Raw genomic sequence first — 22,261 nt, forward strand, 5'->3', positions numbered from 1 at the left:
GGGATCGATACGGGACTCCGCGTTCGAGACATGCCCTCACCCCCAACCGCTCCCATGAAAGGGAGGGGCTTGTTTCATCATGACCCCATCCGCTCGTGTTCAGGCAGCGATTGAACTGCTCGACGCCATCATCGCCTCGGCGCGGGATGGCGGTCCGGCGGCGGACACGCTGATCGCCCGCTATTTCAAGGAACGGCGCTATGCCGGGTCGCGGGACCGGCGGGCGGTGCGCGATCATGTCTATGACGCGGTGCGGCGCGTGGCCGATCGGCCCGAGAGCGGGCGCGCCGCCATGGTCGGGCTCGTACGCGAGCGGGCGGAGCTGGCGGCGCTGTTCGACGGATCGGCGCATGGCCCTGAGCCGATCACCGATGCGGAAGCGGGGGCATTGGCCGGTATCGTGCCCGGCTGGATCGAGCCGCTGCTGGCGGCGCCGGTGGAGCGCGAGGCGTTGCTTGGCCGGGCGCCTGTCGATCTGCGGGTCAATCGGTTGAAGGCCGATCTGGACAGGGTCGCGCCGCATTATCCCGAAGCGATCCGGCTATCGGGACTGCCGGATGCGCTGCGCCTGCCCGAAGGCGCGCCCGTCGAGCAGAGCGATCCCTGGAAATGGGGTCAGGTCGAGGTGCAGGATGCGGGCAGCCAGTTGATCGCGCTCGCCTGCGCCGCCGCGCCGGGCATGACCGTGATCGATCTTTGCGCCGGGGCGGGCGGCAAGACGCTGGCGCTGGCCGCAGCGATGGCGGGCAAGGGGACGCTGATCGCCGCCGATACCATCCGTTCGCGCCTAGCCCGGCTCGATCCGCGGGCCGAGCGGGCCGGGGCGACCTTCATCGAGACCCTGCTGCTCGATCAGGGGCATGAGGCCGGTGCGCTGGAAAGCCTGAAAGGCCGGGCGGATGTCGTGCTGGTCGACGCGCCCTGTTCGGGAACCGGCACCTGGCGGCGCAATCCTGAGGCGCGCTGGCGGCTGACCCCGGCGCGGCTCGATCGGCTGGTGGCGGAGCAGGCACGTATCCTCGATTTTGCGGCGCCCTTGCTGGCGCCGGGGGGTGCGTTGGTCTATGCTACCTGCGCGCTGACGGACCGGGAGGGGCGGGATCAGGTGCGGGCATTTCTGGAACGGCATGACGGTTGGACCGCCGAAAGGATCGAAGCGGCGATGGGCCGTGCCCATGGCGATGGATTGCTGCTGACGCCGGGCCATGACGGCACCGACGGTTTCTATGTCGCGCGCCTGCGGCGGATCGTCTGAAAGAGTCGATGGACAAGCGCGCGCAAAATCGCGACACTTGTCAGCCGGAATCCGGGTCGGAATCAATGCCTGAGACATGGCTGGAGTTGTGCATGCGTTTTACCCCTGCTTCGATCGCCTTGGCTGTCCTGCTGACCACCGTTTCCAGCGCAGGCCTGTCGCAGCGGCCGGATTCGCAGATATCGCCCTTGTCGGTAGAGTGGCAGAAGGCGGGCGAGATGGCGCGCAAGGCGGGCAATTATCAGGGCGCGACCGATGCGCTGGAAAGCGCGCTGGCGGTCGATCCGCGCAACCGCTCCGCCTATATCGAGCTGGCGCAGGTCGCTCGGGCGCAGGGTTTGCAGGGCAAGGCGATCCGCCTGTATCGCGAGGCGCTGTTGCTGGAGCCCAATGATGTTGCCGCTCTGGTGGGACAGGGCGAGGCGATGGTCGAAAAGGGTGCGATCGCCAAGGCCAAGGAAAATCTCGCCCAGGCGCAGGGGCTGTGCAAGGCGAACTGTGCCGCCGTGGGCCAGTTGGCGGCAGCGATCGAAAAGGGGCCGCCCGCGACGGTGTTGAGTTCGAAGGATGTGGTGCCGGCGCCCAAGGCGGCGGCGACCGAAACGCCCTGATGGCTTACCTTCGGATGCAGGAACACATCTGATTAAACTGGAGACGTTTCAAAAACGTCGTGACAGGCCGATATAGATTTCCGCGTCCGGCGTGGCGTGGTTGAGGCCGAAATTCGCCCCGGCATCCAGCATGAGAGACGCCTGCGGCTTGAAGGCTAGCGAAACGGAGCTGAGGGTCTGGGTCGACGATTCCGCCGGGTCTCGATCGTGAATGACCTGCATTTCCAGCGAGGCATTCCATTTCTCGCCAAAATCGGCGGACAGGCCGCCCGCGCTGCCATAAGCGAGGTGGCGGCCATGGCCGTCTTCATCGGCGGCGGCGTCGATTTCCGGGGTGGCGATCAGGCTGAGACTGTCGGTCAGGGCATAGCTGAAGGGGAGCTGGAAGGAGGCGCTCCAGGTGCCACTGCTGACGGAATCGCTTCCGGTCGGCAGGGTGATCGTCGCCGCGCCTGCAAGCGATAGCGCATCGCCATCGTGATTGAGCAGGGCGCGTTTGATGCCGAGGCTGAGGTCGCCCATGCCGGATGCATGACTGCGCCCACCACTGAGCCGGTCAATGTCGCGCCGCCATAAATAGGCCGTCCAGGCTGCGCGCAGTTCGGTGTTGCCGTCTAGGCCGTAGCGCCATTCGGTGTCGCCCAGGGTGAGGCTGGTCGTCTTCCGCTCAGGCGTTCTGTCGCGGGCAAGGTCGGCCAGGCCGATTTCCACCTGCCAATGGCCCTTGTCCAAAATGCAAGGCGGGGTGTCGAGGCCGGGGCGTTCCGGGCAGAAATCGCGCAGTTGCGCCTGCGCCGGGCTGGCGAGAAGGGCGAGAAGAAACGGGAGGGTAGGCAGCATGGACGGCCCTTGAAAACTTGGCGATCCGTCAGGAACGGCCCATCACCCGCGCGGTTGCGACGAATTCCTCGACGCTTACGGTTTCGGCCCGGCGTTGCGGGTCGATGCCGACCACCTCCAGCGCGTCCAGTGCGCCGGGCAGGCCTTTCAGGCTCTGGCGCAGCATCTTGCGGCGCTGGCCGAAGGCGGCAGCGGTGAGTCGCTCGAGATGCTTCAGTTGCACGCCTTCGGGGGCGGGCTTGGGCGTGATGTGGACGACCGCCGACATCACCTTGGGCGGGGGCGTGAAGGCGCTGCGGTGGACCTTCATCGCAATCCTGGCGTCGCTGCGCCATTGGGCGAGCACCGCGAGGCGGCCATAATGGTCGCCGCCGGGCTTGGCGGCGATGCGCTCGGCCACCTCCATCTGGAACATCAGGGTCAGCGTCGACCACCAAGGGAGCGGCGTCCACTCTGCCGAAAGCCAGCCGATCAGCAGGGCCGTGCCGACATTATAGGGCAGGTTGGCGATGATATGCGCGCCTTCGCCCGCTTCGGCGCGGGCATCGATCTGCATGGCGTCGCCGGAAATGACGCGGAGCTGGCCGGGGAACGCTTCGGACAGTTCGGCCAGCGCCGGAAGGCAACGACGGTCGCGCTCGACGGCGACCAGATTCGCGCCCGCCCGCAGGATCGCGCGAGTGAGGCCACCAGGACCGGGGCCGACTTCGAAGGCCGGCTGGTCCTTGAGGGGGCCGGGGATGGCGGCGATGCGATCCAGCAATTGCTCGTCCAGCAGGAAATTCTGGCCGAGCGCCTTGCTCGCCTGAAGGCCGTGGGTGGCGATGACCTCACGCAGTGGCGGAAGCTTGGGGCGGGTATCAGCAGTCATGGGCCTCAGCAGCCGGGGGTCAGCCGGGCGCGGGCGGCTTCGGCGGCCATCCTGATCGCGGCCATCATCGCGCCGGGATTGGCGCTGTCCTTGCCTGCGATGCCGAAGGCGGTGCCATGGTCGGGCGAGGTGCGCACGATGGGGAGGCCCAAAGTGATGTTGACGCCCTCATCGAAATTCAGCGTCTTGATCGGGATCAGCGCCTGATCGTGATACATGCAGAGCGCGGCGTCATAGGTTTCACGGGCGCGGCTGTGGAACAGAGTGTCGGCGGCGAGGGGTCCGATAATGTCGTAACCCTCGGCCTGGAGCGATTCCACGGCGGGGCGGATGATGTCGATCTCCTCCCGGCCCAGCGCCCCGCCTTCGCCCGCATGGGGGTTGAGCCCGGCGACGACCATGCGCGGGCGGCCGATGCCGAAATTGCGCTGGAGCCCCTTGGCGGTGGTGATGGCGCGGGCGCGGATCAGATCGATCGTCAGCACGGACGCCACATCGGCCAAGGGGATATGGATGGTGATCGGCACGACCTTCAACGACGGCCCGGCCAGCATCATCACCGCATTGTGCGGTGCCACGCCGCAGCGTTCAGCGATGAACTCGGTTTGCCCCGGATGGGTGAAGCCGACGCCGTAAAGCTGCTCCTTGCCCACCGGCGCGGTGACGATCCCTGCGGCCGATCCGCTGCGGGCGAGGCCGACCGCGACTTCCAGCGCCTGAAACGCCGTGCGCGCGCCGTCCATGCTGGGCGTGCCGGGGATTATCTCGCCAGCATCGGCCACCTGCAGGCAGGGGAGAGCGCGGTCGAACGCCGTGATCGCTTCCTCCGGGGAGCTGACCATCTGAACCGGGCCGGACCAGACCGCCCGCAGCGAGGCGGCGTCACCGACCGCGAAGAAGGGCGGCAGGCCGCGCGCCACCCGCATCACCCAGCTTTTGGCGACGATTTCCGGCCCAATGCCTGCCGGATCGCCCAGCGATACGGCGAAGGGCGGCCCCATCGCGGGAGGGTCCGCCGGATCAGTTATAGTCGATAACGGCATCGCGGCGGAGATCGCGCAGATAGATGCGGGCGCGCTTGTTGACCCGTTCTTCCTCAAGCTGCGCCATGATCTGTTCGGCGTTGGGCGCAGCGGCGGAGCTGGCTTCGTCACGGCCGCAGACGACCAGCACACGCACGCCGTCCGCGATCGAGCCGAAGGGCGGCGTCGCTTCACCCACCTGAAGGTTCAAGAGGATGTCCTGCAACTGCGGCGGCAGGTCGCGCAGCTTCACATTGTCATTGTCGACCACGTCGGCGCCGATCTTGCCGCCCAGTTCATTGGCCTGACCGCAGCCCTTGATGGCCTTGACCTGCGCGGCGAAGGCGGCGGCCCGGCTGCTGGCCTGTTCCTTGGTCGTGCCGGCGGGGAAGCTGACGGAAAGCTGCTTGAGGCTGAGCAGGGCATCGCGCGGGTCGGCGGTCAGCACCTTGCGCTTGTCCATGACATAGATGACCGACACGCCGCCGGGCACGCTGATCGGCCCCGCAATCTGGCCGACCTGCATTTCGGCCGCGGCCTGCGCCAGTTCGTCGGGCAATTGGGCGGGGCGGACCCAGCCCAGATCGCCGCCGACCGCCGCCGTCGAAGCCTCGGAGAATTGGCGGGCATAGGCCGCGAAGCTGCCGCCCTGCTTGATCTGCTCGATGATGTTGCGGGCGTTGGCCAGGATCTGCTGCTGATTTTCCGGCGTGGCCGACAGGTAGATCTCACCGATGCGGAACTCGTCGCTGCCCTTGGCCGCATTCATGCGGTCGACCACCGACTTCACCTCATCCTCCGACACGTTGACGAAGGGCTGGATGTTGCGGCGGAGCAGGCGGCTCCAGGCCAGTTCGCCCTCGATCTGGCGCTTGATGCTGGCGGACGCGCTGCCCTGCTGACGCAGATATTGGTCGAACTGGGCGGGCGACTGGCGGAAATTGGCCGCGACCCGCTCATAGCTCTGCTCGATTTCGGCCTTGTCGACCTTGATGTCGTTGGCGGCGGCTTCCTGGATCTGGAGCGTTTCGTCGATCAGGTTGCGCAGCACCTGGACGCGAAGCCGCTCCTTCTCCTCGTCCGACACCTTGCCGCCATTGGCGGTGATGATCAGGGCCAGACGCTGGTCAACATCCGTGCCGGTGATGATGCGGCCGTTGACGATGGCGGTCGCCTTGCGGACATTGGGATCGCTCTTGCCGAAGACGGTCACGTCCTTGGGCAGGTTGAGCTGCTGGGTCCCGACATTATCATCGTCATTGACCGTCTGGGCGGCGACGCTATGCACGCCCGTCGCCAGGAGGGCCGAGGACAGGAGCATGGTGCGAAGACCCGACCGGACATGGCGGCCAATGCGGGAAAACGGGAAAACGACAGGCTGCATCGTCGACAAAACTCTCCAATCGGTTCGGCACGAGATGCGCCGATCCGCCTTAACCGGTGCTGAGCGGAAAGCGGGAAGGCTGATCCTTATATGCCAATATTGCGAAAAGCCAGCCGAAGCTGGAAGCTATTGCCCTTTCGTGCATCGCCCAGCACCTGATAGTCGCGCCGCCAGGTGAAGCCGAGCGTCAGGCAATCATCCTCATAGGCGATGCCGAGGCGGTGGCGGACGGGTTCATAACCGTCCGCGACGCTGAGCGGATCTTCCTTCGCATCGGTGAGGTCGATGACGGTCGAGCCGAAGACCGACCAGAAGCGCGCGAACTGGACGCGGGCGCCCAGACGCAGTTCCTCGCGGTCCTGCAAATCCTCCAGATTGAGATTGGCATCGCGGTTGAGCCGCAAATAGCCGACCGTCGCATAGGTCTTGCGGGTGCCGATGGTGGCGTCGATCTCGTTACGGCGGACGGAGAGGCTGTCCTTGTCCAAGCGGAAGCGGTGGGTGAAGCTGATGAAATCCTTGTAGCGGACGGTGGTGCGGCCGACGATGTCGGACAGGCGATCCGACAGGCCGGTGCCGTCGGGCAGGATGCTTTCCCGGCTGTTGAGGCGATAGCTTTGCCCCACCACGCTTTCCAGCGAGAAGTTCGGCAGCGACAGGCTATATTCGAGGCCGTAAGTGACGCGGCTCGAATCCTCGAACCGATCGTAGCCGGAAAAGCGGTTGAGCGCGAAGAGGTTGCTGTCCTCCAGGTCGATGGCGCGGGCGTCTTCATTGGGGACGGAGAGATTGGCGATCCTGGGCGCGGCGACCATCTGCACGCGTGGGGCGATGCGCTGGACGCCGCCGAAAGCCTCGCCCATGAAGGGCCAACGCACGTCGATCGCCGCTGCCGCGATGCCGCGCGCCTTCCAGCCCGGATCGCCGGCATAGCTCACCACGCTGGTCAGCAGATTGTCGCTGCTGTGATAGACGTCGCCGCGCAAATAGGTGGTGAAGGTCACTTCCTGGCCCATCGGGGTCAGCTTGCGCAGATTCCATTCGAAGGCGGCGAAGGCGCGCTGCGTATCCTGGCCATGGGTGCGGGTGATGGCCAGGCTGTTCGCCTGCAACTGCACCACGCCGCCCAGCAGCGGATCCTTCATCCGCAGGCGATAGTCGATGACGGGCAGCGCGATCGGCATCTGCCCCTGCGAATCGCCGGTGCGCAGCGTCTGCACCGCCCATCCGGCGATCGAGAAATAGCTGTTTTTCCCGATCCGTTGGGCATTGAGCGTGGAGCGCAGCCGGTCGTCGCGGCTGATGTCGTAACGGCGCAGGAAGGTACGGTCCGTCGCGGCCCGAATCGATCCGCCGATGCTCCATTCCGGCGTCAGTTGCAGCGCGCCGCTGGCGTCCAGATAGCCGCGGAAATCCTTTTCCGATCCCGCCGGGGTCGTGGAGGAGGCGCCGCTGGTGGCGACGCGGCTGCCATAGGTGGCATAGCCGGTGATCTGATAGGCGCCCCGGTCCCACAGATGGCGGTAATTGGTCTCCAGCATCGGCAGCGTGTCGGTATAGACATGCGGCGTGATGGTGAGGTCGCGATTGGGCGCCAGCTTCAGATAATAGGGCAGCGCGACTTCAAAGCCGTTGGTGCGGTCGTAGCGCAGATTCGGCACCAGCAAGCCGCTGCCGCCATTGTCGCCCACCGGATGGGAAAAGCCGGGCATCGGGATCAGCGGCAGGCCGAACAGCTCGATGCTGGCGTTGGTATATTTGACTCGGGCCTTCACCGGATCATAGACGACCTTGACCGCCTTGATCTGCCAGGTCGGCTCCTTGGGGCAGCCTTCATGATCCTCGACCACGCAGCCGGTATAGGCGGCCTTGCGCAGCGTATAGACGCCGTTCACCCGCTGGCCGTTGGCGGCGGCGAGGCGTCCGCCCGATTGCAGCACCAGCAGCATGTTCTGGACCATGCCGTCCTGGAGGGAATCGGTGACGTCGAACCTGTCGCCATAGGCGATATTGCCTTCGGGATCGGTGACGGAGACGTTGCCGGTCGCTTCGACCTTCCCCGTGTCGCGGTTCCAGATGACCTTGTCGGCGCGCAGCCGGTTGCCCTCGCGCAGCAATTGCACATTGCCGCTGGCGGTCACGACCTCGCTGTTGCTGTCATATTCCAGGGCGTCGGCGGCAAAGCCGATCTGATCGTCATTTTCCGGCACCGGGGCGTCGGGCGTGCTGATCGTGGTCTGTGGTTCCTGGAGCTGTTGGGCGGTGGCGTGGGGCGTCAGCGCGAGGCATGAAAAGGCCACGCCCGCTGCCAGAACCTGTTTGAAATTCAAGAGGGATGGGGAATGATGCAAAGGGATGGAGCCTCTTTGAGGGGGCGCTTTGTTTCCCGCCTATCGCATGCCCTATTGCACCGCTTTGTCTGCGCTGCAATCGTCTGGACCAAGAGTTTTGCCGGAAAATCGGTCGAACGGCTTTGCCAGACAAGCTAAGCCGCACTATCTGACAGGCATAGAATGTTTGCAGGAAATAAAGGATCCTAGATGGAAATCGCGTTCAGCCCGATCCGTCCCGAAGCCGATACATTGGTCTTCGCCGTGCCGAAGGGCGGCTTCGATGCGCTGCCGCTCGGCGCGGCGCCGGTGTTGGCGGCTGGCGCTGCCGCGGCGCGCTTCGCCGGGGAAGCGGGGTCGAGCTTCGAGAGCTTCGTGGAGGAAGGCGGCAAGGTGCTGCGTGTGGTGCTGGTCGGCACCGGGGTGGGCAGCGACGCGGATTATGAGCGTGCGGGCGGCGCTCTGACGGCACGGCTGGCGACCAGCGGCGCGGCCCATGCGGCGGTCGAATTCTTCGGCGGCGCGAGCGGGGAGAAGGCGGCGCAATTGGCTTTCGGTGCGCTGTTGCGCGGCTGGCGAATCGAAACTTATCGCACGCGGCAGCCGGAAAAGGCCAAGCCGACGCTGAGCAAGATCACGCTGGTATCGGCCGATGCAGGGGCGGCATGGGAGAAGCAGGCGGCGGTCGCGGCGGGCGTTGCCTTCACCCGCGAGCTGGTGTCGGAACCGGCGAACATCCTCTATCCCGAAAGCTTCGTCGAACGCTGCAAGCCTCTGGAAGAGCTGGGCGTCAAGATCACCGTGCTGGACAAGGCGGCGATGGCGGACCTTGGCATGGGCGCGCTGCTGGGCGTGGCGCAGGGTTCCGTGCGCGAGCCGCGCCTGCTGGCGATGGAGTGGGACGGCACGCCATCTGCGGGTGCTGGTGGCGCGACCGAAAAGCCGCTGGTCTTCGTCGGCAAGGGCGTGACCTTCGACACGGGCGGCATTTCCTTAAAGCCCGGCGCGGGCATGGAAGATATGAAGTGGGACATGGGCGGCGCCGGGGCCGTGGCGGGCGCGATCAAGGCGCTGGCCGGGCGCAAGGCGAAGGTCCGCGTCGTCGGCATTTGCGGCCTGGTCGAAAATATGCCTGACGGCAATGCGCAGCGGCCGGGCGACATCGTCACCTCCATGTCCGGGCAGACGATCGAGGTGCTGAACACCGATGCCGAGGGCCGTCTGGTGCTGTGCGATGTCATCACCTGGGCGCAGAAGACCTATGCGCCGGAGGTCATCATCGATCTCGCCACGCTGACCGGGGCGATGATCATCTCGCTTGGCAATGAATATGCGGGCATCTTCTCTAATGATGACGGTCTGGCCGACGATCTGATCGCGGCGGGCAAGGCGGCGGGCGACCAGTTGTGGCGCTTCCCGCTGGGCGACGCCTATAACAAGCTGATCGACAGCCCGATTGCCGACATGAAGAATATCGGGCCGCGCTATGGCGGGTCGATCACGGCGGCACAGTTCATCAAGCGCTTCGTCGACGAAGGCGTCAAATGGGCGCATCTCGACATTGCCGGCATGGTCTGGGCGGACAAGCCCGGCGCGACCTGGGACAAGGGCGCGACCGGCTATGGCGTGCGGCTGCTCGACCGCTATGTCGCGGACAAGTTTGAAGGTTGATGCCAGAAAGCCCGATACAGGTCGACTTCTACCAGCTCAGCCGCGATCCGGTGGAACAGGTGCTGCCCGCCATTGCGGGCCGCATTCTGGAACTGGGCGAGCGGTTGCTGGTGGTGGCGCAGGAGTCCGATCGGCTGGATCGGATTTCTGAAGGCCTGTGGGCCGGACCGCCGGAGAGCTTCCTGGCGCACGGGAAGGTGGGCGAGGGCGCCGAGTCGATGCAGCCGGTTTTGCTGGCGACGGATTGCCCAACCGCCGATCTGGCCGCCAATGGAGCACGGCATGTCGCATTGGCGGACGGCATTTGGCGCGAGGAAGCGCTGGAATTCGAGCGCGCCTTTTATTTCTTCGACGCGGAAACCATTGAAGCCGCTCGGGCAAGCTGGCGCGATCTTGCCAAGCGCGAAGGCGTGACTCCCCGCTTCTGGCGGCAGGAAGGCCGCAAATGGGTCCAGGGGCCGTAAATCAGCCCCTCTTGCGATAGGCATCGGCCCGGTCTAAAGGCGCGCCATCTTATCCCAAATAATTCGGAGCTTTTGAGCCTCATGGCCGTTACCCGCACCTTTTCGATCATCAAGCCCGACGCGACCCGTCGCAACCTGACGGGCGCCGTGACAAAGAAGCTGGAAGAAGCGGGCCTGCGGGTCGTCGCTTCGAAGCGCATCCGCATGAGCCGCGAGCAGGCCGAAGGCTTTTACGCGGTGCACAAGGAACGCCCCTTCTTTGCCGATCTGGTCGCGTTCATGATCTCCGGCCCGGTGGTCGTGCAGGTTCTGGAAGGCGAAGACGCCGTGAAGCGCAACCGCGACATCATGGGCGCCACCAACCCGGCCAATGCCGATGAAGGCACGATCCGCAAGGATTATGCCGAATCGATCGAAGCCAATTCGGTCCATGGTTCGGACAGCGAGGAAAATGCCGCGATCGAGATCGCCTATTTCTTCAAGGCGGACGAAATCGTCGGCTGATCCGGCACGATAGCTTGGAAAGAGGGCCGGGGGCTATAAGCCCGCCGGCTCTTTTTTTGTGGTGGTGTTGGGTGGAAGGCGGACTTTCAGTTTCCGTTCGCCCTGAGCTTGTCGAAGGGCTCTGCTGAGCGAAGGCGAAGCATGGGAGTCTCGCTCCGCTCGGCTGAGGGCTTCGACTTGCCGAAGGCAAGTTTATCCTGAGCGCCTGCCTTGGCAGGCAGACGAAGGGCTCAGCCCGAACGGATTTCTCTCGTCAGCAATTGGCCACTAACGACCACTCATCCCAATTGCGGCGGCGCCTCGAAGCGGTCGATCACCCATTCCTCCGCCTGGGCGCCGCCGATCCATTCCTGCATCCAGGGATGGTTGATGACTGCGCCCATATAGGCCTCGGCAAAGCGGGCCACGGGGAGTTGATAGGTGATGAAGCGGGTCACGACCGGCGCGAACATCACGTCGACCGCGCCGAACTCCCCGAACAGAAACTCCCCCTCGCCGCCATAGCGGGCGCGGGCCTGCGCCCAGAGCTGCATGATCCGGCCGATATCTTGCGCCACCGCTTCGGACGGCGGGACGGGCGCGTAGATCTGGCGGATGTTCATGCTGTGCTCGCGGCGCAGCGCGGCGAAGCTCGAATGCATTTCCGCCGCCATCGACCGCGCCATGGCGCGCGCGGCGGTGTCAGCGGGCCAGAATTTGTCGCCGCCCGACTTTTCATTGAGATATTCGACGATAGCCAGGCTGTCCCAAACGACCGTATCGTCGCCGTCCCAGAGAATCGGCACCTTGCCGGACGACGGCGCGAATTCGTCGCCTTCGCGCCGCTTCTCCCATGCTTCGTCATAGAGCGGCACGACCACTTCCTCGAAAGGAAGGCCGGACAGCTTGCACGCCAGCCAGCCGCGCAGCGACCAGCTCGAATAGGCTTTGTTGCCAATGAACAGCTTCATCATGCCCTGTCTTTAGACGGCGGGAGCAAGGGAAGTCGAGAGCATCGCGCTATTGGCTCGCTGAACAGCATTTGTTTTGATGGCGATAAATTTCCAATCCAAAAAGGGGGCTGGCTGGCGCGGGCTTTGGGCTCTAAGGCCTGTTGACATTTATGGGATTCCCTTTTCGGGTGAGATCGGATTCAAGGGTGGCGAAGGAGAGCCGTCTTGGATCGACATGCCTTGAGCGACGAGCAGTGGGAGAAGATTGAACCTCTGGTACCGGGTAAAGTGGGTGACCGCGGGCGTTCCGGAGTGAACAACCGGCTATTCGTGGAAGCGGTGCTGTGGATCGCGGGCACGGGGGCGGCATGGCGGGATTTGCCGGCGCGCTTTGGCAACTGGAACTCGAACTTCCGGCGTTTCCGCCGCTGGGCGGTGAAGGGGGTCTTCGATGTTCTGTTCGAACGATTATCCGGCGAGCCCGACTTTGAATATGCCATGATCGACGGCACGATCGTCCGGGTCCACCAGCAGGGCACCGGCGCAAGGGGGGGACTCAGGGTCAGGCCATCGGGCGCTCGCGGGGAGGCTTGACGACCAAGATCGTCGCGTTGGTCGATGCGCTGGGAAACCTTGTCCGTTTCGTGCTGCTGCCCGGCCAGGCCCACGATCTTGTCGGGGTCAAGCCGCTGATCCAGGGCGTCGAGTTCGACATGTTCCTGGGAGACAAGGCCTTCGATGCCGACTGGCTGCGGGCGGAACTGGACGACAGGGGCGCCATCGCCGTGATCCCTCCCAAGTCCAACCGAACGCAACGGATCGACTGCGACTTCCATACTTATCGCTGGCGCCACCTCGTCGAGCACTTCTTCTGCAAACTCAAAGCTTTCCGCCGCGTCGCCACCCGCTACGAAAAGACCGATCAAAGCTATCGCGCCATGATCAATCTCGCCGCCATCAAAATCGCTATGCGGTGAATGTCCACAGGCCTTAGATGTCTACCAAATTACTCATAGAGAGTTTGGGGCGGAATATGGATTGGTTGCACGCGATCGCAGGCCTTTTTGTGGGCCTGATGGTCGGCATGACCGGAGTGGGGGGCGGGTCGCTGATGGCGCCGATCCTGATCCTGCTGTTCGGCGTCGCGCCCACGACGGCGGTCGGCACGGACCTATGGTTCGCATCGATCACCAAGGCGGTCGGGGGCGCGGTGCATCACCATCAGGGCGGCGCCGATGGCGGTCCGGACTATGAAGTGGTGAAGCGCCTGATGATCGGCAGCATCCCTGCCTCCCTGATCGTATTGGCGATCCTGTCGCAAATGCATATTGGGCAGGTAAAGACCGGCGTGATCACGGGTGCGCTGGGCGTGGTGCTGATCGGCACGGCGATCGCGACCTTGCTGCGCGGGCGTTTCCACAAATGGGCGCTGGCCCGCAGGGTCGGGACGGCCGATCGCTTCACCCGCTGGCAGCCGGCGCTGACCGTGCTGGCGGGCGCATTGCTGGGCGGGATGGTGACGCTGACCTCCGTCGGGGCGGGCGCGATCGGGGCGACGCTGTTGCTGGCGCTCTATCCGCTGCGCATGCGGATGCAGCGGCTGGTGGCGACGGACATCGTTCATGCCGTGCCGCTGACGCTCGTCGCGGGGCTTGGGCATTTGTGGATCGGAAACGTCAATCCGGTCCTGCTGGTCAACCTGCTGGCCGGATCGCTGCCGGGCATCGTGATCGGATCACTGCTGGCCACGCGCACGTCGGACCGGGTGCTTCAGCCCTTGCTGGCGACGGTGCTGGTGGTGGTGGGGTGGCGCCTGATCGTTTGACCGGCATGATATCTGGAGGCCCGAGCCAACTTATAACCCCTGATCGCCGTGGTTCGCAATGGTTCGGGAATCTGCCACTGTTCTCTTTATGATCGCCTAATCTGTTCCGCTTCCGTTCGTTGACGTTCGCCCCAAACCGCTCCATTATGAGGGAACGAATGGGGTGACGCATGGGCAGTCTGACAGCGACCACAGTCAAGAACGCGAAGCCAGGTCGGCATGCCGATGGTGAGGGGCTTTATCTGCTGGTGAAGCCAACAGGCGGGCGGTCATGGCTGCTGCGTGTCCAGTTTGATGGTAGTCGCCGCGATATTGGTCTTGGGTCTGTCGATCTGACGCCACGCAGGCTTGCCGCACCGGGGGCATCTGGCGATCCGATCGATGACATTCCGATCCTTGAACGGCGGCTGCTCACCTTGGCCGAGGCTCGGGAAAAAGCTGCGATCCTGCGTCGACTGGCGAAGGCTGGTCGCGATCCCGTCGCAGAGCGGGATAAGGACCGCCGCGCAAGCCGGACATTCAAGGATGCCGCCGAAGCCTACAAAAAGAGCATGGCCGGGACATGGACGAAGCCCCACGCTTCTCGCTTCATCAATTCTCTGACGGAACACGTTTTCCCGCATATCGGCGCTAAGGCGGTCGATCAGATTGACGCCGCCGCCATGCGTGACGCGCTGGCCCCGATCTGGACAACGATGCCGGTCACAGCCGGGAAACTTCGCCAGCGAATCGCTGCCGTCCTAAACTATTCCAACAGCGAGGGGTGGCGCCCTATGGAAGCTCCCTTACGCGCATTGTCGTTCATGCTGGGCGATAGGCCGACTGGCGGCAACTATCCGGCGATGCCTTTCGAAGATGTGCCTGCGTTTGTCGCGGGCCTTGAGGCCGACGCGGAGACGATGGGCAAGCTGGCCCTCCGCTTCCTGATCTTCACCGCCGCTAGATCAGGAGAGGTACGCAAGACGACCTGGGCGAACATCGACCTTGAGGGTAAGATGTGGAACCGGCCCGCCGAGATCATGAAGGGCCGCAAAGCAAAGGCGCACAGCGTCACGCTCAACGCCCCCGCCATAGCGATCCTGAACCGGGTCGCGGAGCTTAACGGAAGCAATCCCGATTCGCTGGTGTTCCCCGGCAGCAAGGGCCAGCCTCTTAGCGACATGACCATATCAAAGATCATGCGGGACAAGGGTTTGGCCTTTGTGCCTCATGGCTTCCGGTCTTCCTTCCGGGATTGGGCGGCGGAGCGCATGCCATCAATCCCTGATCCTGTGGCGGAGGCCGCCCTTGCGCATGTCGTGCCCGATAAGGTGGTGGCCGCCTATAAACGGACAACCTTCATCGAGTTGCGCCGCGATCTACTCGACGCGTGGGGCCGATTCGTCGGCGGGCAAAGCGGAAATGTCGTTCACCTCGCGGAAGCGCGGGCGTGAGCCGGTGGCGCGGCTAGGGTATCCGCCACGACGCCGAACAGGTGCGGGTGGATATGACCCCGGCTAACACGCCGGAAGAGCAAGCCGTCTTCTGCCATTTCGATGATGCGCATAGCGCCCGCGCCTATGCCGATGAGTTGCTTCTGGTCTGGGGTGATATCTTCGGCAGCGTGGTCGATCTCACGCGGGGAGGCGTCGAGCTATGAGGGAATTTTCCTATCAAACTCAACGCCCCTATCGTTCGGATCCAATGGAACAAGATACGGTCGCGGCCTTCATATCGGCCATGGAAGCGGCGGGGATGCGTCCCGCAGAACCTATTGCCGATCGCCTTGGCCCTGACCTGATCCGCTTCGCCTGCGACGGCGACGGCAAGGGAAAACAGAACGGTTGGGCGATCCTGCACATGGACGGGAACCCAGCCGGCGCATTCGGCAATTACCGTCTGCAAATCTCTGAGCGGTGGCGGGCTGGTACTGTTGAACGGCTGTCGCCAGCAGAGCGGCGGGAGCGTGCTGCCCGCTACCGTGAGGAGAAGGCAAAGCGGGAGGCCGCGAAGCTGGCTGAACAGGGCGAAGCGGCGGAGCGGTGCCGGGTCCGGTGGAGCAATGCGAAAAGCGCCGATCCTCGCCACTCTTATCTGATCCGCAAGCGGGTATCAGGCGAAGGGCTGCGGCAGGAAGGCAATCGGCTGCTGGTGCCGATGTTCGATGCTGGCGGGGTGCTGTGGAACCTCCAGGCGATTGCGCCCGATGGTTCGAAGCGCTTTGCCAAGGGCGGGCGGCAGGCGGGCCTGTTCTGCCTGATCGGCCAGCCTGACGCGGTGGTGATGGTCGGGGAAGGCTTTGCCACCTGTGCCGCAGCACGCCGGGCAACGGGCCATGGGGTGGCGGTCGGCTTCTCCGCGAAGAATCTGACGGCAACCGCGCTGGCGATGCAGGCCGCCTATCCTGACTGCGATCTGGTGATCCTCGCGGACGATGACGCGCACCTGATCGACCATCCGACAATCAAAGCAAATGTAGGGCTGGAAGCTGCCCGCGCCGCTGCTCAGGCAGTTGGTGGACGTGTGGCGCTTCCGGTTCGGGAGGACAGCAATAATGGCTAAGGTCGCAACTGCCATGGACATGGCGGACATGAAGGACGACGCTGCGCTGGCTGATGCCATCAACATCGGGTCGAAGCGGGAGGCGAATCTCCCCAGCGGCTATTATCTCAAGCCTGACGGCCTCTATTTCGACGGCGGCGAAGGTCCGGAGAAGATCGCGGGACCGGTGCGCGTGGTGGCGCAGACCCGCGACCGCAACAGCCAGGCATGGGGTCTGCTCCTGCGCTGGCGCGACGATGACGGGGTGGAGCATCAATGGTCGCTGCCCCGTTCGCTGATGGCGGGCGATGGTCGCGAAGTCCGTTCCGCCCTGCTGGACGGCGGGCTTTATGTCAGCCCCAGAACCAGCCACCGCAATGCGCTGCAAACCTTCCTCGCGTCGATCCGGGTCGAAGATCGCGCCCGTGCCGTAACGCGGGTGGGCTGGACCGATGGCGCTTTCGCTCTGCCGGATCGCACCATCGGGGAAAATGGGCATCTTGTGGTCTATCAGGGCACGGCGGCGCTCGATCACGAATACAGGGTGAGCGGGGATCTAGGCCAGTGGCAGAAGTCCGTTGCCGTTTATGGCGTCGGCAACAGCCGCATCGCCGTGGCGCTCGCTTCCGCCTTCGTCGGGCCACTGCTGGCTGCGATCGGGGAGGAAGGTGGCGGCGTCCATTTCCGGGGTCCGTCATCCATCGGCAAGTCCACCACGCTCCTTGCGGCGGCGTCGGTATGGGGTCCGCCTTCCTTCGTCCGCCAGTGGCGCGCAACCCAGAACGGGCTGGAAGGGCTGGCGGAGCAGGCGAATGAAACCCTGCTGATCTTGGATGAACTGGCCCAGCTAGACGCGAAGGAAGCGGGCAGCGTGGCCTATCTGCTGGCGAACGGGACGGGAAAATCCCGCGCCTCGCAATCGGGTGAAGCGAAGGCCGCGAAGCGCTGGCGCGCATTCTTCCTGTCATCGGGTGAGATCAGCCTGAGCGATCATGCAAAGTCCGATGGCCGGGGGCGTCGCTCCGCTGCGGGTCAGGAGGTCCGCATTCTCGACATCGAGGCGGACGCGGGCGAAGGGCTGGGCCTGTTCGAAACCCTGCATGGGGCGGCGTCGGGCGAAGCCTTGTCCCGGATCATCAAGGCGGGTGCAGCCGAATCCTATGGGATAGCTGGACCGTCCTTTGTCGAACGCCTCATTGGTCGGCTCGAGGTGGTCGCGCAGGGGGTGCGCCAAGGCATCGACGCATTCGTAGCTGAGAACATGCCCAAGGGCGGCAACGGCCAGGTATCGCGGGCCTGTCGCCGGTTCGGTCTGATTGCTGCTGCTGGCGAAACTGCCGCCCGCCTTGGTGTGCTGCCATGGGGTGAGGGCGTGGCGATCGATGCCGCCAAAAAGGTATTCTCCGCATGGCTCGTCTCTCGCGGGGGCGTCGGCGCGGCGGAGGATGAGGCGGCGGCCGATCAGGTGCGGACCTTCCTCATGGCGCATGGCATGTCCCGCTTTCAGCCGGTCCACGATGACACATCGGCGCCGATCTATAATCGAGCCGGGTTCTGGCGTGCCGATGCCATGGAGCGGCGTGAATATCTGATCCCGGCTGCGACGTGGAAGGGGGAAGTCTGCCAAGGCATGGACCCCAAATCGGTAGCTCAAGTGCTGGCTGCTCGCGGCTTCCTCGGCGTCGATGGCGCGGGCAAGTATTCGGTTCCGGTCACGGTCCCCGGCATCGGCAAATCGCGCTTCTACATCGTCCTCCCTGCCATCTTCGGAGAAGAATGATGAAGGTCGAATGGCTCGACTCCCTACCAGATATGCGTGTTCCGGGTGTTCCCGGTGTTCCGCCGCAGAAAACCGTGGGTTTCGCTGGAACACCTGCTTTTTCGCGAGGTGTTCCCGGTGTTCCGGAACACCTGCCGGAACACCTTGGAACACGGATTGGAACACCAATTGAAGAACACAAAGCATTGAAAAACAAAGAGGAACACACGGAACACCAAGAACACCCAAAAAATAGGCCTGGCCCTGTGTTCCTGCTGGAAGAATGGGAGCGCGGCGTTGCATCCCTTGATCCTGACCACCCATTGGGCGGCTATGATCCTGACCACTGGCGGCGGATTGTCCGTGACTGCGACAACCTGATTGCGGACTTCGGCAGGAGCGCGGCGGGGTTGGGCTGGTCGACCATCGATCTATTCGGCTTCGATCCAGCAGGCGGCATTGTGGCGGGACTGATCCGGCGTCTCGACGGCGGGCGGATCATTGCCATGGATGACAATTGCGCAACCTACCGCTGGCCCTTCTCGGATCGGACCAGCCGGTTTGCGCGGGGCTATCTGGAAAACTGCTTGGCGCAGCGGTGTGTGCCGGTGTGGGAGTTGGGGGTATAATGGCAAAGCAGCCGAAAAATATCGGGCGAAATACGGACGGCACTTTTGCGGAGGGCAATTCGCTCGGCGGCAAAACCCCCGGTGCACGCCACAAGACAACGCGGGCGATCGAAGCGCTGTTGGACAATGAGCATGAGGCGCTGACCCGCAAGGCGATCGAAAAGGCACTGGAGGGCGACATGGTGGCACTGCGCCTCTGCTTGGATCGCCTCGCCCCTCCCCGCAAGGATGCCCCGGTATCGATCGACCTACCGGGCGTGCGTTCCGCTGCGGATGCGGTGGAAGCATCTGCGGCCTTGCTAGCGGCGGTCGCTGCTGGTGAGATCACCCCTGACGAGGCTGGGCGCGTGATGGCGTTGCTGACGGCGCACAAAGGCATTGTGGAAGCGGGCGACCTGGAAGCGCGGATCACGGCACTGGAGGCGAAGGCATGAAGGCCATTGAAAGGCGGGTTGTCGCGCTCGAGAGCCACCACACGCAAAGGCGGCTGTCGCTGGAGCATGTGACGGATGAGGCCTTGGACGCGCTGGAAGACATCTTGTCGCAACGCTCATTCCTCGACTGGACGGCCGACGATGTTCTCCGGATGCAGGGCTACGGCCTGTTCGTTGACCTTGTGCCCGGCCCCGGACATCTGCGGGACTGGTTCGATCCTGCCGAGGTCGCAGAATATGAGGCCAGCCATGGGTAACATGCGCAAGCGGATCACGGTGCTGGAAGGCAAGTCCACGCCTTGGTCCATGCGTTGGCGCCGGGTCATCGTTGACGGCCAGTGCGCGGCGGACGCGCTTGCGGCGCATGAGACCTTGCATGGCGTCATCGGAATCGACGGGGTGATTTACCGCATCATTGTTGACCCGATCCGAGCGGGAGGTTCAATGCAATGAGGTTGGGCGCAAGACTGGCGCGGCTTGCCCCTCCCTCTAAAGTAGGGCTTTAGAGCCATGCGGCGGCCTTTTTCGGTATTTTCCAAAAAAGCGCGGCACCGCACCACGACGTTGCAGTTAGCCCCGCATCATGAAGGGGGTTGATGCGGGGCTATGGGACCCTCCAAGGGAGAGGGAAGGTCATCATGGTCAGCCCCGCCTGATTCTACCATTCAGCGATCGATATAATTCGGAATTGCACGCGGCTGACGGACATACATCGTGCGCCATATCGTAACCGCTCTTATCCGCTGCTACCGTTGCTCTGCTCTTGACTGCCCCGCGCCCACCCCGGCGCGGGGCTTTTGCTGTCAGGGGTGCGCCAGCGCGCTCTGCATGATGCTGGTGGCGGCGCGAGCGGCGCTAACTCCGATCGGGCCCGTGTAGGGCATCACCTCGTTAATCTGCCCTTCGTCCTCGACGTTGCCGCCGCCCGGGTCGCTGACGGGACATCCGGGACCGGCCATGTAGGTCTTGTGGACGCAAAAATCGTCCTCACCCATGGAGCCGTCCAGTTCATCGCCGTTCGGCCCTAGGTCGGTATCGCCGTCCATGGCGTCCATGTGATCGATCATCCGTTGAACCAGCCGCCCAAGCTCTGGACGGGACAGGCTCGGAATGACGGTCAGCAGGGCCGCCAGCGTCGGGACGGGCTGGATCATGCGCCGATCACGACGCCGCCGCGATTTGCGATCCCGGCGCGGCTGGTAGGCTCTGGCGCGTGGTGCTTTGCTCGCCATGTCAGCCCTCCCTTTCCATAAAGGCCCGGATGCGGGCGACAGTGCGGGATGAGGGATCACGACCGGCGCGGATGTCGGCCACCAGTCCGGGATCACCAATCGCGGCCTTGCCGAACTGCGTTGCGGTCAGGTCATGGCATTTCAGCCAGCGTTCGATTTCCAACAGGATCGGCGCCCGATAGCTTCCTTCTCTTGATCGGGCAGAGCGGGGAAGGTGTGCACCGCGCAGGGGTTCGAACAGGGGAATGGGTGCTGCGCTGGTGAGGTCGTCATCATCCCGGCTGACGAACGGGCGTGGCGTTCCGCGTGCGGCGTGGTTCTGGCGATAGACCATCATTGCACCGCCTCCCTTGGGCTGGAGGTCATCAGGAGGGCTTTGACGGCCTCCCGCTTCTCGGCGTCACGGCGGAGCGGGCGTTGGAAAAGCGGCTGAAAGCCTCGTCGGCGGATACCCCTGCGCGGCGTGCGGCGGCAGCGGCGCGGCGCTCATCCTCCAGCAGCGCCAGCCATGCCGGGTCTTGTGAGGCGGTCGGGGTGCAGACCAGCCCGGTAGCGGCGCTGGCAGCGACAGGTGTCGCAATTATGGACGTTACGATAACAAGAGCGCGCATGACTTCGCGCCGCGAACTGTGTAGTTCGTTCATAGCTTTGGCCCTTCTAGGGTAAGGGTTGAAGTTAGACCGAGTGGCGCGGTTGCAGCCTTGCCGCTCGGTCGCCGTCATTGTGACGGTGATAAAAAACTTATCACTGCTTTTGCTTGCGTCAAGCGCCCAATGATAATATTTTTATCAGATGGACAGCAAGCAATGTGCAATGGGTCGGGCAGCTTTGGGCTGGTCGCGTGCGGACTTGGCGGAGGCGGCTGGCCTCGGGGTGGCAACTGTTGTCCGCTTCGAGGGCGGCAGCGCTGTTTCGCCGGAAAGTATAACCGCAATGAAAGGCGCTATGGAGGCGAAGCGCGTCAAATTCATTGAGAATGGCCCCATGCGTGGGGCTGTGTATGGCGGGATGAGGAAGGCCTAATTCAACCCGGCTGTATTCACCTACCAGCCCGGCTGGCGGCGCGCTTGCCGCCTAGTGCGTTCGGCCTTGTCCGCTTCGCGCTGATCCTTCGCCATATCTTGGAACGCTGATAGTGATGCGCTGGATGTGAGATAGAACGGCATGGCGAATATCGCCGCAACGGTGGCAACATTCTGCCAGGCGGACCAAGCCGGTTCGCCTAACGCGGCGCCGATCAACCACATTGGGATATAAACAGAGATGGAGCAAACGGCGGCCCACAACGCCGGTATGAGCATGAGGAAGACGCCTCGCTTCCACCGCTCAATCAGGTAATCCGCCTTAGCCCCGATCCTGCCCAGCACAACGCGCATATCTGCTGCCCCCTATCGTCATGCGTCCAATTTCCCATGCCTCCCGCAAGCTGGCAAGCCCGGCTGCGGCGTTGCCTCCGCCATCCTGGCATGAGATAATGCCCGCTCCCGTGATGGAGAACCGTCATGTCACAACAGCAGCTTCAGCCCGACCCTCGCGAGATGACCAATGAGGAATTGTGCCGCGCTTGGGAGAAGGTGAACGATCACGACAACCTTACTCCCGCTGATCAAGCGATCATCGATGAGATGGACCGTCGGCACATCGAATATTAGAGCAGGGCGATGAGGGGTGAGAGGACAGCCGAAAAATTTTCAATTTTGGGGGGGGCAAATTTCGCCCGCCGTGATTTTGAGACCCTGAGAAGAGTGTTTCTCGCGTGTGCGTATGCTCTAGGCTCGTTGCGTAGTAGCTAGATGACCTTTGGTGGAACTGCTGTGAAAAGGACACAGGACAACTACCCCTGTCATCAGACAGAGGCAGTCCGGTCCTTTTCGACGTTATGACCCCCGGAGCCAACCGCCGCTACAAGGACGTGTCTGGGCGAGAGGTCGCCAGTCACTTAGCAGTTGCTTCCGAGGCTTTCCCCCGCCCCGCCAAC

General features: G+C 63.8%; 25 protein-coding genes and 1 pseudogene. 16 read left to right on the forward strand and 10 right to left on the reverse strand.

Translation table 11 applies throughout. From position 1 onward, the window contains the following. The first annotated feature begins 79 nt into the window (after window positions 1–79). The gene (locus VVT58_RS01835) at window positions 80–1,255 is read left to right on the forward strand and encodes an RsmB/NOP family class I SAM-dependent RNA methyltransferase (RefSeq protein ID WP_327751655.1); all 1,176 of its coding nucleotides are present in this window, start codon (window positions 80–82) and stop codon (window positions 1,253–1,255) included. A gap of 92 nt (window positions 1,256–1,347) precedes the next feature. Beyond that, window positions 1,348–1,866, forward strand: a complete 519-nt coding sequence (locus VVT58_RS01840) for a tetratricopeptide repeat protein (protein ID WP_327751656.1) — start codon at window positions 1,348–1,350, stop codon at window positions 1,864–1,866. 48 nt (window positions 1,867–1,914) lie between these two features. Here the strand turns inward: VVT58_RS01840 and VVT58_RS01845 are convergent, their stop codons facing one another. From VVT58_RS01845 to VVT58_RS01865, 5 genes are all read right to left on the reverse strand, one after another. Beyond that, entirely contained in the window at window positions 1,915–2,706 is a 792-nt protein-coding gene (locus tag VVT58_RS01845; protein ID WP_327751657.1) for a transporter, read from the reverse strand. A 28-nt stretch (window positions 2,707–2,734) separates the two neighbouring features. Then, window positions 2,735–3,577: a 16S rRNA (adenine(1518)-N(6)/adenine(1519)-N(6))-dimethyltransferase RsmA gene (gene rsmA / locus VVT58_RS01850; RefSeq protein WP_327751658.1), complete on the reverse strand. Its 843-nt coding sequence runs from the start codon at window positions 3,575–3,577 to the stop codon at window positions 2,735–2,737. A gap of 5 nt (window positions 3,578–3,582) precedes the next feature. Beyond that, window positions 3,583–4,620, reverse strand: a complete 1,038-nt coding sequence (gene pdxA / locus VVT58_RS01855) for a 4-hydroxythreonine-4-phosphate dehydrogenase PdxA (RefSeq protein ID WP_327751659.1) — start codon at window positions 4,618–4,620, stop codon at window positions 3,583–3,585. Beyond that, entirely contained in the window at window positions 4,598–5,983 is a 1,386-nt protein-coding gene (locus VVT58_RS01860; protein ID WP_327751660.1) for a peptidylprolyl isomerase, read from the reverse strand. The genes pdxA and VVT58_RS01860 overlap by 23 nt, the downstream gene beginning before the upstream one ends. Window positions 5,984–6,069: 86 nt before the next feature. After that, window positions 6,070–8,283: an LPS-assembly protein LptD gene (locus VVT58_RS01865; RefSeq protein WP_405053717.1), complete on the reverse strand. Its 2,214-nt coding sequence runs from the start codon at window positions 8,281–8,283 to the stop codon at window positions 6,070–6,072. Window positions 8,284–8,523: 240 nt separating this feature from the next. Here VVT58_RS01865 and VVT58_RS01870 point away from each other — a divergent pair, with 240 nt between their 5' ends. From VVT58_RS01870 to ndk, 3 genes are all read left to right on the forward strand, one after another. Further along, window positions 8,524–9,984: a leucyl aminopeptidase gene (locus tag VVT58_RS01870; protein WP_327751663.1), complete on the forward strand. Its 1,461-nt coding sequence runs from the start codon at window positions 8,524–8,526 to the stop codon at window positions 9,982–9,984. Window positions 9,985–9,998: 14 nt separating this feature from the next. Next, window positions 9,999–10,448: a DNA polymerase III subunit chi gene (locus VVT58_RS01875; protein WP_327751838.1), complete on the forward strand. Its 450-nt coding sequence runs from the start codon at window positions 9,999–10,001 to the stop codon at window positions 10,446–10,448. Window positions 10,449–10,529: 81 nt separating this feature from the next. After that, complete coding sequence (gene ndk / locus VVT58_RS01880) at window positions 10,530–10,952, forward strand: nucleoside-diphosphate kinase (RefSeq protein ID WP_046766171.1); 423 nt, start codon at window positions 10,530–10,532, stop codon at window positions 10,950–10,952. Between the two features lie 278 nt (window positions 10,953–11,230). On the opposite strand, the gene VVT58_RS01885 is transcribed toward ndk, so the two are convergent. Beyond that, window positions 11,231–11,905: a glutathione S-transferase family protein gene (locus VVT58_RS01885; protein ID WP_327751664.1), complete on the reverse strand. Its 675-nt coding sequence runs from the start codon at window positions 11,903–11,905 to the stop codon at window positions 11,231–11,233. A gap of 267 nt (window positions 11,906–12,172) precedes the next feature. Between VVT58_RS01885 and VVT58_RS01890 the strand changes: the two are divergent. The 10 genes and pseudogenes from VVT58_RS01890 (at window position 12,173) to VVT58_RS01935 (ending at window position 19,504) form a co-directional block, all read left to right on the forward strand. After that, a pseudogene (locus VVT58_RS01890) lies at window positions 12,173–12,861 on the forward strand (IS5 family transposase). Window positions 12,862–12,917: 56 nt separating this feature from the next. After that, window positions 12,918–13,709 carry a sulfite exporter TauE/SafE family protein gene (locus tag VVT58_RS01895; protein WP_327751665.1) on the forward strand — a complete coding sequence of 264 codons (792 nt, stop codon included), beginning with the start codon at window positions 12,918–12,920 and terminating at the stop codon, window positions 13,707–13,709. A 170-nt stretch (window positions 13,710–13,879) separates the two neighbouring features. Next, window positions 13,880–15,142, forward strand: coding sequence for a phage integrase central domain-containing protein (locus VVT58_RS01900; protein WP_327751666.1), 1,263 nt, complete (start codon window positions 13,880–13,882; stop codon window positions 15,140–15,142). 53 nt (window positions 15,143–15,195) lie between these two features. Further along, the gene (locus VVT58_RS01905) at window positions 15,196–15,348 is read left to right on the forward strand and encodes a hypothetical protein (protein ID WP_327751667.1); all 153 of its coding nucleotides are present in this window, start codon (window positions 15,196–15,198) and stop codon (window positions 15,346–15,348) included. Window positions 15,349–15,392: 44 nt separating this feature from the next. Further along, complete coding sequence (locus tag VVT58_RS01910) at window positions 15,393–16,250, forward strand: toprim domain-containing protein (RefSeq protein ID WP_327751668.1); 858 nt, start codon at window positions 15,393–15,395, stop codon at window positions 16,248–16,250. After that, entirely contained in the window at window positions 16,243–18,009 is a 1,767-nt protein-coding gene (locus VVT58_RS01915; protein ID WP_327751669.1) for a DUF927 domain-containing protein, read from the forward strand. The genes VVT58_RS01910 and VVT58_RS01915 overlap by 8 nt, the downstream gene beginning before the upstream one ends. Next, complete coding sequence (locus tag VVT58_RS01920; RefSeq protein ID WP_327751671.1) at window positions 18,006–18,617, forward strand: hypothetical protein; 612 nt, start codon at window positions 18,006–18,008, stop codon at window positions 18,615–18,617. Before VVT58_RS01915 ends, VVT58_RS01920 begins: the two co-directional genes overlap by 4 nt. Next, entirely contained in the window at window positions 18,617–19,051 is a 435-nt protein-coding gene (locus tag VVT58_RS01925) for a hypothetical protein (protein WP_327751672.1), read from the forward strand. The genes VVT58_RS01920 and VVT58_RS01925 overlap by 1 nt, the downstream gene beginning before the upstream one ends. Continuing rightward, window positions 19,048–19,308, forward strand: a complete 261-nt coding sequence (locus tag VVT58_RS01930; RefSeq protein WP_327751673.1) for a hypothetical protein — start codon at window positions 19,048–19,050, stop codon at window positions 19,306–19,308. Before VVT58_RS01925 ends, VVT58_RS01930 begins: the two co-directional genes overlap by 4 nt. Next, on the forward strand, window positions 19,301–19,504 hold the full coding sequence (locus tag VVT58_RS01935) for a hypothetical protein (RefSeq protein WP_327751674.1): 204 nt from the start codon (window positions 19,301–19,303) through the stop codon (window positions 19,502–19,504). Before VVT58_RS01930 ends, VVT58_RS01935 begins: the two co-directional genes overlap by 8 nt. A gap of 350 nt (window positions 19,505–19,854) precedes the next feature. Here the strand turns inward: VVT58_RS01935 and VVT58_RS01940 are convergent, their stop codons facing one another. From VVT58_RS01940 to VVT58_RS01955, 4 genes are all read right to left on the reverse strand, one after another. Then, the gene (locus tag VVT58_RS01940) at window positions 19,855–20,283 is read right to left on the reverse strand and encodes a hypothetical protein (protein WP_327751675.1); all 429 of its coding nucleotides are present in this window, start codon (window positions 20,281–20,283) and stop codon (window positions 19,855–19,857) included. A gap of 1 nt (window position 20,284) precedes the next feature. After that, on the reverse strand, window positions 20,285–20,620 hold the full coding sequence (locus tag VVT58_RS01945; protein ID WP_327751676.1) for a hypothetical protein: 336 nt from the start codon (window positions 20,618–20,620) through the stop codon (window positions 20,285–20,287). A gap of 28 nt (window positions 20,621–20,648) precedes the next feature. Next, complete coding sequence (locus tag VVT58_RS01950; protein ID WP_352000012.1) at window positions 20,649–20,927, reverse strand: hypothetical protein; 279 nt, start codon at window positions 20,925–20,927, stop codon at window positions 20,649–20,651. Window positions 20,928–21,326: 399 nt separating this feature from the next. Continuing rightward, entirely contained in the window at window positions 21,327–21,659 is a 333-nt protein-coding gene (locus VVT58_RS01955; protein WP_327751678.1) for a hypothetical protein, read from the reverse strand. A gap of 126 nt (window positions 21,660–21,785) precedes the next feature. On the opposite strand from VVT58_RS01955, the gene VVT58_RS01960 reads away from it, so the two are divergent. After that, window positions 21,786–21,935, forward strand: a complete 150-nt coding sequence (locus VVT58_RS01960; protein WP_327751680.1) for a hypothetical protein — start codon at window positions 21,786–21,788, stop codon at window positions 21,933–21,935. Window positions 21,936–22,261: the final 326 nt, after the last annotated feature.

Origin of the sequence: Sphingobium sp. SJ10-10 (assembly GCF_036038995.2) — a bacterium.
GTDB lineage: Bacteria > Pseudomonadota > Alphaproteobacteria > Sphingomonadales > Sphingomonadaceae > Sphingobium.